This is a genomic window from Trinickia sp. LjRoot230 (assembly GCF_964253315.1).
Taxonomy (GTDB): domain Bacteria; phylum Pseudomonadota; class Gammaproteobacteria; order Burkholderiales; family Burkholderiaceae; genus Trinickia.
In genome coordinates, this window is the sequence record NZ_CAXUQX020000001.1 from 2,266,641 (window position 1) to 2,280,245 (window position 13,605).

General features: G+C 57.3%; 8 protein-coding genes. 3 read left to right on the forward strand and 5 right to left on the reverse strand.

The window, feature by feature from the left end:
* The first annotated feature begins 15 nt into the window (after positions 1 to 15).
* Complete coding sequence (locus tag ACSQ20_RS10640) at positions 16 to 2,316, forward strand: ShET2/EspL2 family type III secretion system effector toxin (RefSeq protein ID WP_436019667.1); 2,301 nt, start codon at positions 16 to 18, stop codon at positions 2,314 to 2,316.
* On the opposite strand, the gene ACSQ20_RS10645 is transcribed toward ACSQ20_RS10640, so the two are convergent.
* On the reverse strand, positions 2,288 to 3,094 hold the full coding sequence (locus ACSQ20_RS10645; protein WP_436019669.1) for a hypothetical protein: 807 nt from the start codon (positions 3,092 to 3,094) through the stop codon (positions 2,288 to 2,290). The two genes, ACSQ20_RS10640 and ACSQ20_RS10645, sit on opposite strands and share 29 nt — an antisense overlap.
* Before the next feature lie 962 nt (positions 3,095 to 4,056).
* Between ACSQ20_RS10645 and ACSQ20_RS10650 the strand changes: the two genes are divergently transcribed.
* Complete coding sequence (locus tag ACSQ20_RS10650) at positions 4,057 to 4,950, forward strand: trypsin-like serine peptidase (RefSeq protein WP_436019671.1); 894 nt, start codon at positions 4,057 to 4,059, stop codon at positions 4,948 to 4,950.
* 315 nt (positions 4,951 to 5,265) lie between these two features.
* Here the strand turns inward: ACSQ20_RS10650 and ACSQ20_RS10655 are convergent, their stop codons facing one another.
* Entirely contained in the window at positions 5,266 to 8,310 is a 3,045-nt protein-coding gene (locus tag ACSQ20_RS10655; protein ID WP_436019673.1) for a hypothetical protein, read from the reverse strand.
* A 1,011-nt stretch (positions 8,311 to 9,321) separates the two neighbouring features.
* Between ACSQ20_RS10655 and ACSQ20_RS10660 the strand changes: the two genes are divergently transcribed.
* The gene (locus ACSQ20_RS10660; RefSeq protein ID WP_436019675.1) at positions 9,322 to 10,665 is read left to right on the forward strand and encodes a hypothetical protein; all 1,344 of its coding nucleotides are present in this window, start codon (positions 9,322 to 9,324) and stop codon (positions 10,663 to 10,665) included.
* Between the two features lie 105 nt (positions 10,666 to 10,770).
* Here ACSQ20_RS10660 and ACSQ20_RS10665 read toward each other — a convergent pair whose 3' ends face one another.
* The 3 genes from ACSQ20_RS10665 to ACSQ20_RS10675 form a co-directional block, all read right to left on the reverse strand.
* Positions 10,771 to 11,943 carry a hypothetical protein gene (locus ACSQ20_RS10665; protein WP_436019677.1) on the reverse strand — a complete coding sequence of 391 codons (1,173 nt, stop codon included), beginning with the start codon at positions 11,941 to 11,943 and terminating at the stop codon, positions 10,771 to 10,773.
* A 458-nt stretch (positions 11,944 to 12,401) separates the two neighbouring features.
* Positions 12,402 to 12,815 (reverse strand): DUF4399 domain-containing protein, encoded by a 414-nt coding sequence (locus ACSQ20_RS10670; RefSeq protein WP_436019679.1) that lies wholly within the window; start codon positions 12,813 to 12,815, stop codon positions 12,402 to 12,404.
* A gap of 271 nt (positions 12,816 to 13,086) precedes the next feature.
* Positions 13,087 to 13,314 carry a hypothetical protein gene (locus tag ACSQ20_RS10675; protein ID WP_436019681.1) on the reverse strand — a complete coding sequence of 76 codons (228 nt, stop codon included), beginning with the start codon at positions 13,312 to 13,314 and terminating at the stop codon, positions 13,087 to 13,089.
* Positions 13,315 to 13,605: the final 291 nt, after the last annotated feature.

Genomic DNA, 13,605 nt, shown 5'->3' on the forward strand with positions numbered 1-13,605 from the left:
ATCGAAGGATGTATCGTGAATGACACGCACCGGAACTTGAGCCGCGTCACTACCATCGACCCACCAGAAGAATCGGATGACGGATACCCGCTCTCGCCAGGCATCATGCCGAACCCGGACACCGGTAGCGTTGCTCAATGCGATGCCGTCCTCGACCATCAAGCGTTCGCTGGCACGTCACCGTCACCGCATCTAGCCCGCCTAGGCGGGTTCAAAGCGCGTCGCAGCGAACGCGGACGTGCATACGCCGAAAACGTCGATCTCGCGTCAATCAAGCAACAACGCGACGGCAATCATGGTGATAAACCGCTCGAGGCGGGATCGGCGCAACGGCCGATAGATGAGCCCGAATCAATCACCTTGCCGCTGGACTCGATTCGCCTCACCGCGCGCGAAACGGGCTGCATCGATTTATCTCAATGCGATGTTTCTCAGCTATGCGTGCTCCCGGCCGATCTCACCATCGCGATACCGCCGTTCGTCCAGTCGATCCTTCTCCCGAAAGGAGCGGATTCGTGGCCACCGCGACGCTCGAACGCACCGCCCTTTTACTGTCGCATCGAACGCGCAGAGCGCTCGCTTTCTGCAACGCTTTGTATCGACGGTCCCTCTCTACGCCACGTCCATGTCGAAGATGGCACGACGGTCTACTGCCGCAATACTGAGCACTACCGGAAAATCCATGTACATCTTTACACCGCGAGCGGCGCTCTGCTGCTCTCGAGCGGCACGGCACTCGGTCATGCCTATCTTACGGAAATAGACGGTCACATTGATGCCGCCAATCTGAACGGCATGGCGACCTCCAAGTCACGCAAGCCACACCTTCTCTTTTGTCGACATCTCATCCTCGATGAAGCACTCCGACAGCATCGATATCGACGCGATAAGCAGCGCCGTGGGTCCCTGAATGAGCGGCTGGTACAACGGCGTATCCAACGCATTCCAACCGCCGGTGCCTTGAGCTACTTGGCACGCACCGATCTCGAACTGCGTTGGAATGAGTTGCAATACTATGCGGCAGAAGAAAACGCTGTCGTCGAACATCCACTGTGGGGCGGCTTTTGCGCCGAACGCTTTGCCTCGATGACTGCTGGTGAAACAGAGTATTGGACCGTATCGTCTGCCGGACATGCCATGTTGCTGACCCTCGAGGTGAAGACAACAGAAGATGGCCAAACGCATTACGTCGCAAAGTTCTTCGACCCCAACTTGTCGCACACGCATGCGCGAATCGTTGAGGACAGGCTCGACGCGGTAGCAGCTTGGACCCTTTCGACCTTCGTGCTTTTGGAGCAGCAACGCTCCGCCTATTACAACCCGGGCCAACGACAAACCGCTCAGACCGCATCTCTCTTTCAACTCGTCCCTTCGAAAGGACTTACCTCGGCCCCTGGCCATCGCTGGCGAGAAACCGCCAATACGGCACGCAGAGTCGCTCACTACGCAGCCAGCGGAAATATGGGTAGCCCCAACGCGCTCTTCCACTTACTCGCCACCGGCTTGCCGATCGATGTGATCGAAACGGCGCTCGAACGATGCCAATCCGCCGATGAAGTCTTCCGCGTATTTCAGGCGAGCACCGAAGGCTGCAGCGGGCTTTTCGTCGCGATGCAGGAGGGACACGTCACACGCATCGATCAATTTTTCAACTATTTGCTGACGCATCCTAAAGCAGCAGACTTGTCGAACGAACAAGTCGAACGTCTGATTTCGGCCTCCCGGCAGCGCTTCAGAATCACCGACCAGGGCGTTGCGGTTGCGGTCTCGAAAGATCAGGCGGATGCGATTGGCGCCTGGAAGCACGGCATGCTTAAACTGTTCGCGGCCTGCCGGTTGAACAACAATCAGGTCATGGGATTGCTCAACCAAACGCGAGAATTCTCTGAATCCGTCTTCGGACGGGCGGCGTCCTTTCAGCGGAAGAAGACCATTTGGGCGCTCGCGGACCTCGCGTTCGCGGCGCGGTCCGCAGGCGCGTTGACCGCAGATCAGTTGACGGCGTTCCTCGAGGCCGTCGACGATCGCGGCCAAACAGTATTGGCGAGGCTGATGGAAAGCGGCTCCGGTGAACGGGTGCGCACCTACGGCAAAATCATTCTTGCCGCGCGCCAACGTGGCGCGATAGACAACGATCAACTTAAGCGGCTGCTAATGCGGAAGAACCGCTACGCTTTTATGGGCATGCCTCTCTCGCTTACCACTCAGGCAACGGAGGAGGCACACGAAGCAATCGTCAAGATGGCTCAGCACGCCGGCTATCTATCGAATGCGGATGCAAAGGCAATCAACGCCTCGGCTTCCGATGGACGCTGACTCCGCGCTCGCGACACCGAACCTGCGTTGTTTCCGAAACATGTATTTCCCGTAGCCGAGGACCGCTGGCGTTCAATTGACGGAGGTATCTGTTATTAATGACGATGCACTCACCCTGGTAACCTTCCAGCGTTATGTCTTCGATTTCAAATAATAATTCAATCCATGTCGGCACGCTCTTCATTCCATGAGGAAACTTCACGCATTTCGCGAATTCCTTGATGGGGCCGGACACATAAGGGCACGCTTCGCTTATTTCCGTTCCGAAAAGATTATGGAGAACCTCACTTTCCGGGTCGCATCGTGTGAAATCGAGCAACCCGATTTCCTTATTGCGAAGGAAGTCTCCCACGGCCGCTGTGACCGCCCACTTTTCGGCGGGTAAATTCGCGCTGCAGGACGCAGGCGCATTGTGCGATCTTTCGGCGGCGGCGATAGCGCCGATCTCACGCATCGGCAGCGTCAGCTTATAGAGTCTTCCTGCAATGACGATCGGTTTGTCACCACCATCTTCGCCTGTACCACGCGGTTCAGTTGGTAAACCAGATCGCCGCATGCCACTTAGCCAATGGTTTCTGTGATTGCGATCGACCTTCAGCGTGAGCCTGTTCAGCCCCCGCAGCACTGCGTCCCCGTCGGGAAAATCGTCCGTTACGAGCGTCGCGTCTTCTGGACCGATTGCGTCTCGAGACGCGCACGCACCTGATGCGCCATCGGGAACTTCCGGCTCTGAGAACCGGTCGCCCAATCCTCGAAATGTGTTAGCGCTTTCCACCATCGCCATATCCTTTACGTCAGCCCTTCGCCGCGACACGAATTCCGACGCACGGCTATACAAAGGAAAACAGCGGGGAGCCAGCGATATGCCCTACTGAACAGTTAGTTTTGTGATAATTTATTAAGTCTTCATATAATATTAAGTTTCAGCTAACAAGATTGAAAATCACTACGTCGCTTTTCAGTCATTCCCCCTTTCAACTCCAGAGCTCCCATCCAGGATAGAAACGCTATGGCTGCACAGTACTCATGCCATTTGCATACGAGCATGACTCCATCAGACGCATCAGACGGTCTCCTATTTCACAAATACGAAATTCGGCACTCGGATTGCGAAGTGGCGATAAATTCGCACTCGAACGGTATTGACGCTTGCGATTGGTAATTCCTATGATCAATCAACGAGATAATTTGATGTGACGGAGACAAAAAAATGGAGCAAACGATTAATTCTTTAATATAATTTCGCCCCGAATTTTCCAGATTAGCCCCTCAATTCAGCAGCAATCATGATTCTTGGCTCGCCTATAACGGTGAGCTACGAATTCGATATTTCTCGTCAAGAAAAAGTTTGACTCTGCCGAGTTCGCATGCGGACTTGGCAGGTTAACCAATGCGGTCGTGATAAGGCTGCATTGATCTGGGACGGCGATCGAGCCTAGCTCGAAAGCCTGTACATTTTTATCGAAGGCGGTTCGGAATTTCAGGAGATGCAAAATGATTAGCATTACAAAGCGTTTATTGCCTGTTCTGATCAGCGCCACAATGGTAACTACGGCACAAGCGCAGCAGATACGAACGTTAGGCTCGGTAACTCATCTCGAGGCGCCCGCACAAAGTTCGCAGACGAGCGGCATCGACTTCGCAAACGCGCACGCTCTGCCTGTGCCCACTCCGGCGGTGAGCCCACCCACTCCATCGGACGCCTTGTTACGCACTCCGGTTCTCGGGGCACCGGGCAGTGTGTCCGGCGGCATGGGTGATGGCAAGCAGCATGCGGTCCGGCTGGCAATGCCGGCAACCATCGAATCCAAGGATGCGGTCACGCCGGAAGAGTTTGGTTCCTCTGGTCAACCATTCACGACTAATCGAGTGGATGCGCAAGGCAACAACACGCAGTTTTATTACGCTTTCCGCCCCGCAGGGAAGTTGTTTTTCAATATCGGTTCGAACACGTATGTATGTTCCGCCTCTTTGATCAAACCGGGCGTGGTTGCCACCGCGGCTCACTGCGTTGCGAATTTCGGTCAAAGTCAGTTCTATTCGAACTGGATGTTCGTTCCGGCCTATAGCAATGGCACTGCGCCCTACGGTGTCTGGTCAGCCGCATCCGCAACAGTCATGACCTCCTACTACAACGGAACCGACTCGTGCGCTGTACGCGGCATCGTTTGCCAGGATGACGTTGCAGTTCTGACACTGCGGCCGCAAGGCGGCACCTATGCCGGTAACAGTGCGGGCTGGTACGGATACGGGTGGAACGGCTATGGCTTCAATGGCTCGGCGCAGGCCTTGGTCGATCAACTCGGATACCCGGTGGCGTTAGATGGCGGCCTGCTCATGCAGCGCAACGATTCGCAAGGCTATGTCGCCTCTTCGTTCTCGAACAACACCATCATCGGCTCGTTGATGACCGGGGGGTCGAGCGGTGGCCCGTGGCTTGTCAATCTCGGAATCGCGCCTGGCTTGTCGGGTATAAGCTTTGGCAACGCAGCGGGTCGCAATGTCGTGGTCGGCGTCACGAGCTGGGGGTATTCCGATGCGTCCGTCAAGCAAGAGGGGGCCTCGCCCTTCACGAGCGGCAACATTGTTCCGCTTGTGGGTGCGGCATGTGGAGCAACCCCGGGAGCGTGCTGACGACGCAATGAAAAGTAGACAAGCGGGTGCATAAGCAATCGCCCATCCGCAGCTATGCGGACGACTCCTCCCGGTGTTGATGTCAGCTGCGCAGCATAGGCAGTTGCGTCCGGATTGGCCGGTTGTAGCGCTTGCTTGTCTGATGCAGATCTCGGCCCCCTGTCGTATTGGGGGTGCCGAGAGTCTTTTCGTTACGCACGTGCTCCGGCAATGTGGACCCTCGCTGAATAAGTGGCGGCTCTACGGATCCGGCAGTTAGTCCGCTCGCTCCATAGTTGCGTGGAAGCCGCCGTCGCAAGATTGAAGGAATGCCGTTCAGTTGAGGCTGTCGCGGCCTCCTCGGGCAACAGCAGTTCTCTGGGTGGCCTCAACCCTGTCGGCGTGACGTCTCTGGAAGTACGGAATGACGGGGACAGGTGGCGTCGTGACGCGCTCCGCAAGCGCGCTATCCTGCACGTAGACGACGGTCTTGCCGCGATCCCAACTGCCCGCGTAATTGAGCACTTCAAATAGCGCGGCTTGATATTCGCCAATGCGGGTTTCAATATCCCCGTTCGATTGTCCGGCACGGCGTGTGGCGGTAAGCGTCTGAATGGCCTGTTGAATCGTACGCACCTCTGCCGCCGCCTCTGGCGTCAACGGTGTCTCGACGCGAACCTCACGTTGCCCACTCGCCGCCGCATTCTCAGCGGAAGGTCGATTCGAATCGAGTTCATCGAGCGATATGCGCTGGTCGGCCGGCAACGCCTCCTTTTGCCAAGCATTGAACCCCTTCAGGTCGAAAACGTGGGTTCGGTAGAACGCGTTATCGGCGTCGTCAGGCCCGCCGAGATGGACAAGCGTCGTGACCGGCAGCCGCGGTGCCGAGCTCGCGCTTCCCGGAATGCCGGTGGATGCCATGCCCACCGAGTCGAGAAACGTGCCGACGCCGAACCACGAACCCGGAATGCCAGGGAGCCAGCCGAGCAGGCCGAGTTTGTTCGTTCCGCTTGCCTCGGCCCGTCTCTGGGACACCGTGGTTTGTCCACCGATGTTCTCCTGAGAACCCACGCTGTTGAGAAACTCGAATACAGCCTGGCGCGTAAGCGGACCGTTCCAGGCGTTGTATCCGGTTGGCAGGTGCTGGAAGACGGTGGCAATGCCTGCCGTTGCCGTCAGCACCAGGGGTCTGATTTTTCCGTTCTCCTCGCGATGCACGTCGCGAACAGTAACGCTTGGGTCCGCGTAATACGCTTGGGGAATGGCGGCCCATTGATCAGCCATGCCCGAGCGCTGAATTCGACCAAGCAATTCGATCGCCTTCGCTTTCGATTGCTCGACATCGCCGCAATCGATCGTAATCTCGACGCCCTCGAATGTCCTCGCGATCTTGCGCAAGTGAAACTCAGCGGCACCGCGCGCCACCCACGGGCCCGCCAGTGGTTGCGCAGAAATTGCCGCCCCAATACCCTTGCCTTTGATCGATCCATCCGCCGTGCCCAAGCGAATCTTCACCGCTGCTCCCTTGGCTCCGTCGTCGACCTCCAGCAGGATCATCATTTCGCGGTCGCGAACGTTAGTATAGGTTGGCAAAATCGTAGCCGAAACGCCAAGCACCGGCACCGCAGGGGAATTAATCGCCGCCGTCCCGTCGGGGCCGTTGATCGCATGCGCTGACACCAGGAGTTGGCCACCGGGCTCAATCGACGACAGCATGCGTGTCAGATCCTCGAGCGACGCAGCAGTATCCTCCGGCAACAGCGACGGTTTCGGAAGATAAGGATCGATCGGTGAATCTTCGATCGTGCGCACGTCGTGCGATAACGGCTCGTCCGGTGGTTCGAGTTTGCGAAGCCGTGCCAGAAAACGTGATGTGCGATGCGTGCGTGCGATTGCCGTCAGATCGAGCGGCGTCTCAGCGGCCCATCTACGCCAATCGTCAGCGCTTCCGTAGGTAACGGATACGTCTACCTCGCTTTGATCGCTCTGCAAGCCAGCGGCGTCGATTGTAAGGTCTTGCGAAGTAATCGGAAGCCACGCCGAATTCTGCATGATCTCCTGCTTTGCGCCAGGGCGACGCATGCCCAATAGTCCTGCTGCGAGTCGTGCGATTCGATTGGCCTTGGAGCCCGTCAGGCCGCCAGGAACGAACTGCAGTAATTCGCTACGCTTGCCTTTGTTCGTCGCTGATTCGATCATGTCGAGTTCGACTGACAACTTCGCGCACATGATTGCTGCTTCGACCGCATCCTGGCTTTGCGCGATGTGCTCAAATGTTCGCGGGGGAAGATGAATTCGCAAGAGGTCGAGTCGATTCGAAAGCGCCTCGCGCGCATCGATCATGCCCTTTTCCAACTCGCCAACCGAGTTGTCGCGCATCGGTTCGCTGGCATCGTTCACCCACACCCGGAGCGATTTAGCTGTGAGGTCGGCTGTTGTCGCAGCCCATCCCGGATTGTCGAGCTTGAGCCGTGTCCCCGCGCTGAAGAGAAAGCGTCGTTTCATCCCAAGCAGCTTTGCGGCATCTTCTGCGATGCTGTTCGCCTCGTCGAGCTTGAAGTCCATCCCGCCCTCGGTCCATTGCCCAATTTTCTTTTGAGCTGCGATTAGTGTCGCGATGCGTACGGCAACTTCCACCGCTTTGGGGTTCTTCGCGAGCCGCTCAGGTTCGCGAAAGCGGTTGCGCAGATCGCTCAGATTCCGGCTCAGAGCAGGCAGCGCCGCAGAGATGCTCCGCATCATCTCCCACTGCTCGACTGTGCCCTTCGTAAGGACAGCCCCCTCGCCGCCGTCCGACTTCATACGCTCCTTGAACGACAGGACCTCGATTTCGTCGTCCGTATTGGCCGGCAGACACCGGTTGGTACGTGTCCGGATCGCCGATGCGGTCGCCGCGCTCGTCACACCGCTGCGGTAAAGCAGGTATGCATTGGCCTCCTCAGCGCTCACGTTCTGTGAGTCGAGGATCTTATGCGCGCAAACGAGCGCATACGCCGCCATGCCGGCATCGTCCGGGCCCACCATCGTTTGAGCTAACGCAAGTGCCGTGGTGCGGCTGGTGGGTGCTCGGGTATTCTGAGGCAGTGCCGCTATCAACTCACCCGCCGCCATGTATGCGACAACGTGCGCTTCGCGTTGCCGTGGGTCGCTCGTGGCGGCCGCCGGCGGCACACCAAGCATGTTGCGGCCGATTTCCGTGTGCGCGAGTCGACACTTGACTTTGAATGCAGTGGCAGCAATGCGGTCGGTAGGAGGCGGCTGGAACATTGCTCGCAACACCAGCGCCGCTCCACGGAGATTGCCATTGCACTCTGACGCCAACGCCTCGACCAGGATGGCCGCCGCACCTTGCCCGGGCGCGATTGAATCGGGCGGAGCCACGCGCAATATTTCCCGGGTCAGTTGCTCCTGATCCGCTACGGTCCCGTTGAACCGATTAGCGACGATCGTACGGACGAGGTCTGGATTATCGGTAAATGCTATGTCGGGGGTTGGCGCTGTACTGCTAACCGTTCTGCCCGTTATCGGCGACGTGCTTTTCGCAGCCTGAGCAGTCAGAACTTGGCGTTGCTCCTCAATCGTCGCCATCAGTCGCTGTGCGATTTTGCGCTCGCTCTGTAGCGGACGACGTGGTGTCACCGGCTGCTGAGCCTGTGAATCCGGTGTTACAGCAACTCGCATCGATTCGACCCGCGGCAGTTTCTGCGTTGGCTGATCCGGGATGTTGGATTCGATTGGCGGAATCGACGAGCGCGACGGCAGTAGAGCACTCTTCTGTTCGAGAGCGTTGAGATGAGGCCCTTTGTGGATCTGAGCACCGTTGAAAAGTGGAGTCCCTGGCGCTCTATTTTGTGGGCGTACGTTAGCCGAAAGATCGACTACCGCGGGATTGTCAGTTGGGCTGTTCCCAATCGGCTCGCTTTCCGACCGTTCACCAAATCCCTGGATGTTGCCCATTTTTTCCTCCGTGCTGTTCAGTCAGAGTCGTATCGTGCGATGCCAACAACCGGCCCCATCGCCTCCCGATATCACTACAAGAATCGCACGCTATGTAGCTGATTAAAATTCATATGCGAAATTGCACAACACATGGCGAATTTGTCCCTTTCAATGTAATCATCATTGTATAAATCCGTGATATATATGAATTCATGCAAATCTTCGCCGAATTGCACGCGCCAATCGTTCGCCATATGCCATCCATATTTCGCATTTGCGAAGATAACTTTTGGCCTGGGCGTTTAATCTCGCCGGTAAAAGCAACATTCCGTTTCAATTGATTAAACATCGCAGTACGCTGCCTGCTCGACAGTTCGTGCAGCAGCCCGCTTGTTCATATTGGCTTTGGCTCGAAGCAGAGCACTTCGGCCATGTCTGTCGGGAGCATCGATTATGGGTTTGGGCGTAAATCTACTGGCCTATCTAAGGTCTGACCCAACAACCGAGGAACTGCTGGCGCAGTTTTTTTCGCCGCAGTCGCAAAACGTACAGGCAAAGGCGAAGCCCTCCACGCCACCGAGCAGTCCCATCGATGGTCTGAATGCGGCGCCGGGCCGGCCGAATCCCAATCAAAAACAATCCCACTCGTCGAATGGAAGCGTACAGGGCAATGTCAGCGGGCAAATGAAACAATGGCCGCCTGAACTGGTTGAGGGTCTGAGAGTAGCACTCGGCCCGGCGCCGGATGGAAGTTTGCGCGACCCCGATACGTTCGCCGAACTTCCACGAATACTTTGTCAAATGAGTCCCGCATCCATTCAAGCTGCCATCGACATTGATAGATGGGCAAAACAAGAGGTGCTTCGGGTTCCGGAAAGTGACCCCCAGAAATCGGATCAATTGGATCAGCAGTTGTGGGAGACGGTCACGAATCGCATTCGCGACTGTGCACCGAAGCAGCTTAGCGTCACTGACATCGGGTTACTCGCGCACTCTCTGGCTCGGGCGCAGCAGCCGCAAAAGTTCCGTGACATCGCAGTACAGCTTCAGGCGGTCGCCGTCGCCCCGCCCAAGGCCCAAGCTCGACACGTTTCCGCATCGCCTATAAAAGCCACTCCAATGCCGCAGGTGATGGGCAAGCCATTGAGCAAAGCGGATCATCTCGCCACGTCAATCACGAAGAATGTGCTGGCGGCGGGTACCTTTGAACAAGTTCTGCCCCTCGCGCGGGCGCTCGAGCACGTCGACCGCGACACCTTCACCAACTCGGTCGTCCTGGGGCTCATCGCACGAAAGGTTCCGGCGGGCCATGGCACGCTGCAAGAGCTCGCTTCCATATCGCCATGGGCCGCTCACGAGCTAGTGCCGCACATCGCCCGAACATTGAATCTCGACATACGAACCGTAGAAACAGCTGTGCGCGATCTGCGGAAATTCATTCACTTCAACAGGGTACCCACACGGGAACAACAAATCGGTCCGACCCGTGCCGATGCAAATGCGTTAATCATCGATCAATATCTGGCCGCAGCGAATAGTCGGGCATTTGACAGACAAAGCGTCGGCACCGCCCTGCGAATATTGCCCTATCCCGAGCAACTGATCGGCATTAACATGATGCGCCCCGGCCACACGCCTGCGTCGGCCCAAATGCATCGAAATGCCGCGCATCCCGGACGGCCGCGCCCGGACATCCGTGTCGATCCGAAGACGCGCAAACGCTGCAGTAGCTGGATACAGTCGCAGATCGATTCGATGGCTGCCTTGGGGGCTTCCATGTACAGACGACATCCTTGAGCAGGCAACTCGCATAACTCAAAAAAAACCGGGTTTCGAACCACACCGATTCTGCTCTGCATATCGCTGATTTTTTGAGGTCTTTTAGACTCAGCAGGTTACACGTTACTTTCGGGCGGCAAAGTATTCGAAATACGGTTCTGCTTGCCAAGCGTTGTATCCCATGACGGCACGCGGGTCGTGAACAGCCTTGGCAAAATCATCGGCGCCGTACATGATGCGGTGCACGCCCAGCCTGTCGTCGTAGCCGTTGAACCCGTCCAACGCATTCGAACCGGCGCGATAGGCTTCAAAGAGCGTACTCATCCGCGTCGGCGACAGGCTACTACTCATAAACTCGGAAAACCGAAACGGTGTTTTCGTATCGGGCTGCTTCCATCCTGCCGACCACATCTGATGCGCGAGCGATAGCGATATGATCGCTGCGGCCTCCGTCTCATGGTACGTGGCGAAATCGTCGAGGTTGTAACCGTTCGTTTGAGGGTTGGTTACGTAGTCCGTCAATACGGAAAAGTCGATCCGCGACGTCTGACCGACATCCAGCAGGTCCGTTGGCACGACCACGTCGCGCAAATATTCGCAGGAGGCAAATAGCGTTTCAGAATGCAATCGGAAGGCGCCTACGCCGCGCCCAAGGTGAAACCAGCCCTGGACAAATGAATCGTGAACTCTCCATCGAGTATCAAAGTTGACCTCTGAAGCGAGCAAGCCCTCAAGCAGAGCCTGGGGAACTCCATACTTGCGCGACTGTCGGTCAATTCCCTCCTGATAGCAGCGAACCACTTGCAGCGCATCTGCCGGGCCGTTGACACGAGTCGACCGCTCGGGGGCGTAGTAGCCGGATTGATCGATCGCGTGAGCGCGCCGGGCAAGCTGCGCAAACAATCGCCGCTCCCCGGGACCGATGTCGCGAGGACCTAATGGAGCCAGATCACGGATAGATTCGGGTTGCGAAGGCCGACTCAATGCAAGGGACTTTTTCGACCGGATCGCTGGGGGCTTGGCGGCGTCGCTGCCCGTGAATGCATTCACGCCTATCGCGGTTGCGACTGCGCCCCGCAGGCAGTTCAGCGCGAACCGGCGCGGCACACGGCGTTCCGTTGGTTGTCCGCTTTGTGCCATCCGCTGTGGCATGTCGTTCAGCGGACCAGTCGGCGTGGCGTTGCTGCTGGCGGCACCGGAAGTGGGAAGGTTGGAGGCTGCTTGCGGGAGCAATTCCGATCCGGTCTCTTCGGGAAAACCGGGTTTGCCGTTTTCGCCTGCCCTATCGATACCCACTTGCCCCTCCCATCAGTAATGGAAGCGTATCCGATTAATCCAGTCGGTCGGCACAACAACGCGAAACTGGCGGCCTACGATGCGAAAAGAATTCGCTCGCGGAACTACGAGAAATTAACAACCCTGGCTCCACGGACGCAGGCACGTCGCCCGGGGATTCGGCTGGAACGAACAAGCGCTACTTCTGGCGGTAGAAGCATTTCGATCGGAAAGCCCTTCTCGCGCCGGATTACAGCGTCCTGAGATTCGACTATCTCGACGCTTTCGAAAAGGTTCGCTTTGGTAATGAGGTAGCCGTCGTACCGACCATTGCAGTGATCACGGCACGCCGCCTGCAGCATGGTTCTAGTCGCGTCCCATCGTATGCGCACTCGAAAACTTGCGATGTTCCGCCCATGCACGCGATGGAAAACGGGGCCTCGGCTCGGTGCTCGTACCGCGCTCGAAGCCGCGTGAATTCACTTGGCGTGAACTTTGATCGTCTGGCTCCACTCCGGTCCATATGAGCGATGTGCGCCGTCGGCGAACTGCAACGTGAGCGTATGGTCACCCGGAGGCAGCGTCACGTCGGCCTCCGTTTGGCCCTTGCCATAATGGATGGCGTGATCGTTTGCCGGCACGACCTCCCCTTTCGGAAGCGGCTTACCGTCGATCAGGATATGGTGATGCCCTGCTCCATCGATCAAGTCGCCCGCCGGCTTAACGCTCATACCGCTCACCGCAAATTTGAGGTGCACAGGATTGGTTACCGTCGCGCCATCGGTAGGCTCGATAAAACTGACGCCGGCAGCCGCGTGTGCTGGCATCCAACTGGCAGACAAGCCCGCGCAGATCGCCAAACTGAAAAGAGGTTTTGCGAATCGTCGAATCATGTGGATTGAGCTCCTGGAATGATAAAAACTACGTAAATTAGTGCGAACGGATCAAGATTTTTTCTGCCGCCGTCCGTCTTCGACGGCACCCCGGTCTAATTGGAGAGGCCATTTCTCATTTCGAATAAGCGTCTTGAATCATACACTGGCGGTATCTACTCAACGCCTCGGGCAATCAGAAGGCGAGCTATTTCGCGCAACAGATGCTCTGTAAGGGTGCCGTGCGGCGTTGGAAGTGCCAACAACGTGATGAGATTTTCGGCTAGTGTGCTCATGATCCGCGACCTTCTTTCCCGGGCGGCAGAATGTCTGTCGCATCATCGGAAGTCACCGCCGCTCCGCCAGCTCCGATGGTCTCGCATCTGCCCTCGCGACATAGCGCCTGGAATCGCTCAAGGGTAGAAAGCGATCCTATGACGGAATGATAGGTCTCCCGGCCAATCTTTCCGTCGAGCAGGATCACGAATCCTGCTGCGCGGGCCATCTCAAGCGTGTTCATGCGGCAACCTCCCACCGGCAAACGGCACGCTCATGTCTGAGCGTCGCCGCAACCCGGATTCTCAAGCTCACTTCATATTCGTAAAACACGGCCGACGGTGGCTTTATTCCGCGGCGACTTCGCACGCGATCGGCAGACTTGTGCTATCGCCGCTCATCCTTATCGCCCATAGCGTGGTGCGGCGCACCTATGGATCTTCTGGTGCATCACACGGGTGCGCGTGCACAGAGCTGCATGCGTGCGCAGGCCGCTTACCACTCAGCGCGTCTCTGGTTCGTTCCGCCGACGCAG

Coding starts and splice junctions, on each gene's coding strand:
- ACSQ20_RS10645 (WP_436019669.1), bottom strand. CDS start 3,094: ATGGTGGAAAGCGCTAACACATTTCGAGGATTGGGCGACCGGTTCTCA.
- ACSQ20_RS10660 (WP_436019675.1), top strand. CDS start 9,322: ATGGGTTTGGGCGTAAATCTACTGGCCTATCTAAGGTCTGACCCAACA.
- ACSQ20_RS10670 (WP_436019679.1), bottom strand. CDS start 12,815: ATGATTCGACGATTCGCAAAACCTCTTTTCAGTTTGGCGATCTGCGCG.
- ACSQ20_RS10675 (WP_436019681.1), bottom strand. CDS start 13,314: ATGAACACGCTTGAGATGGCCCGCGCAGCAGGATTCGTGATCCTGCTC.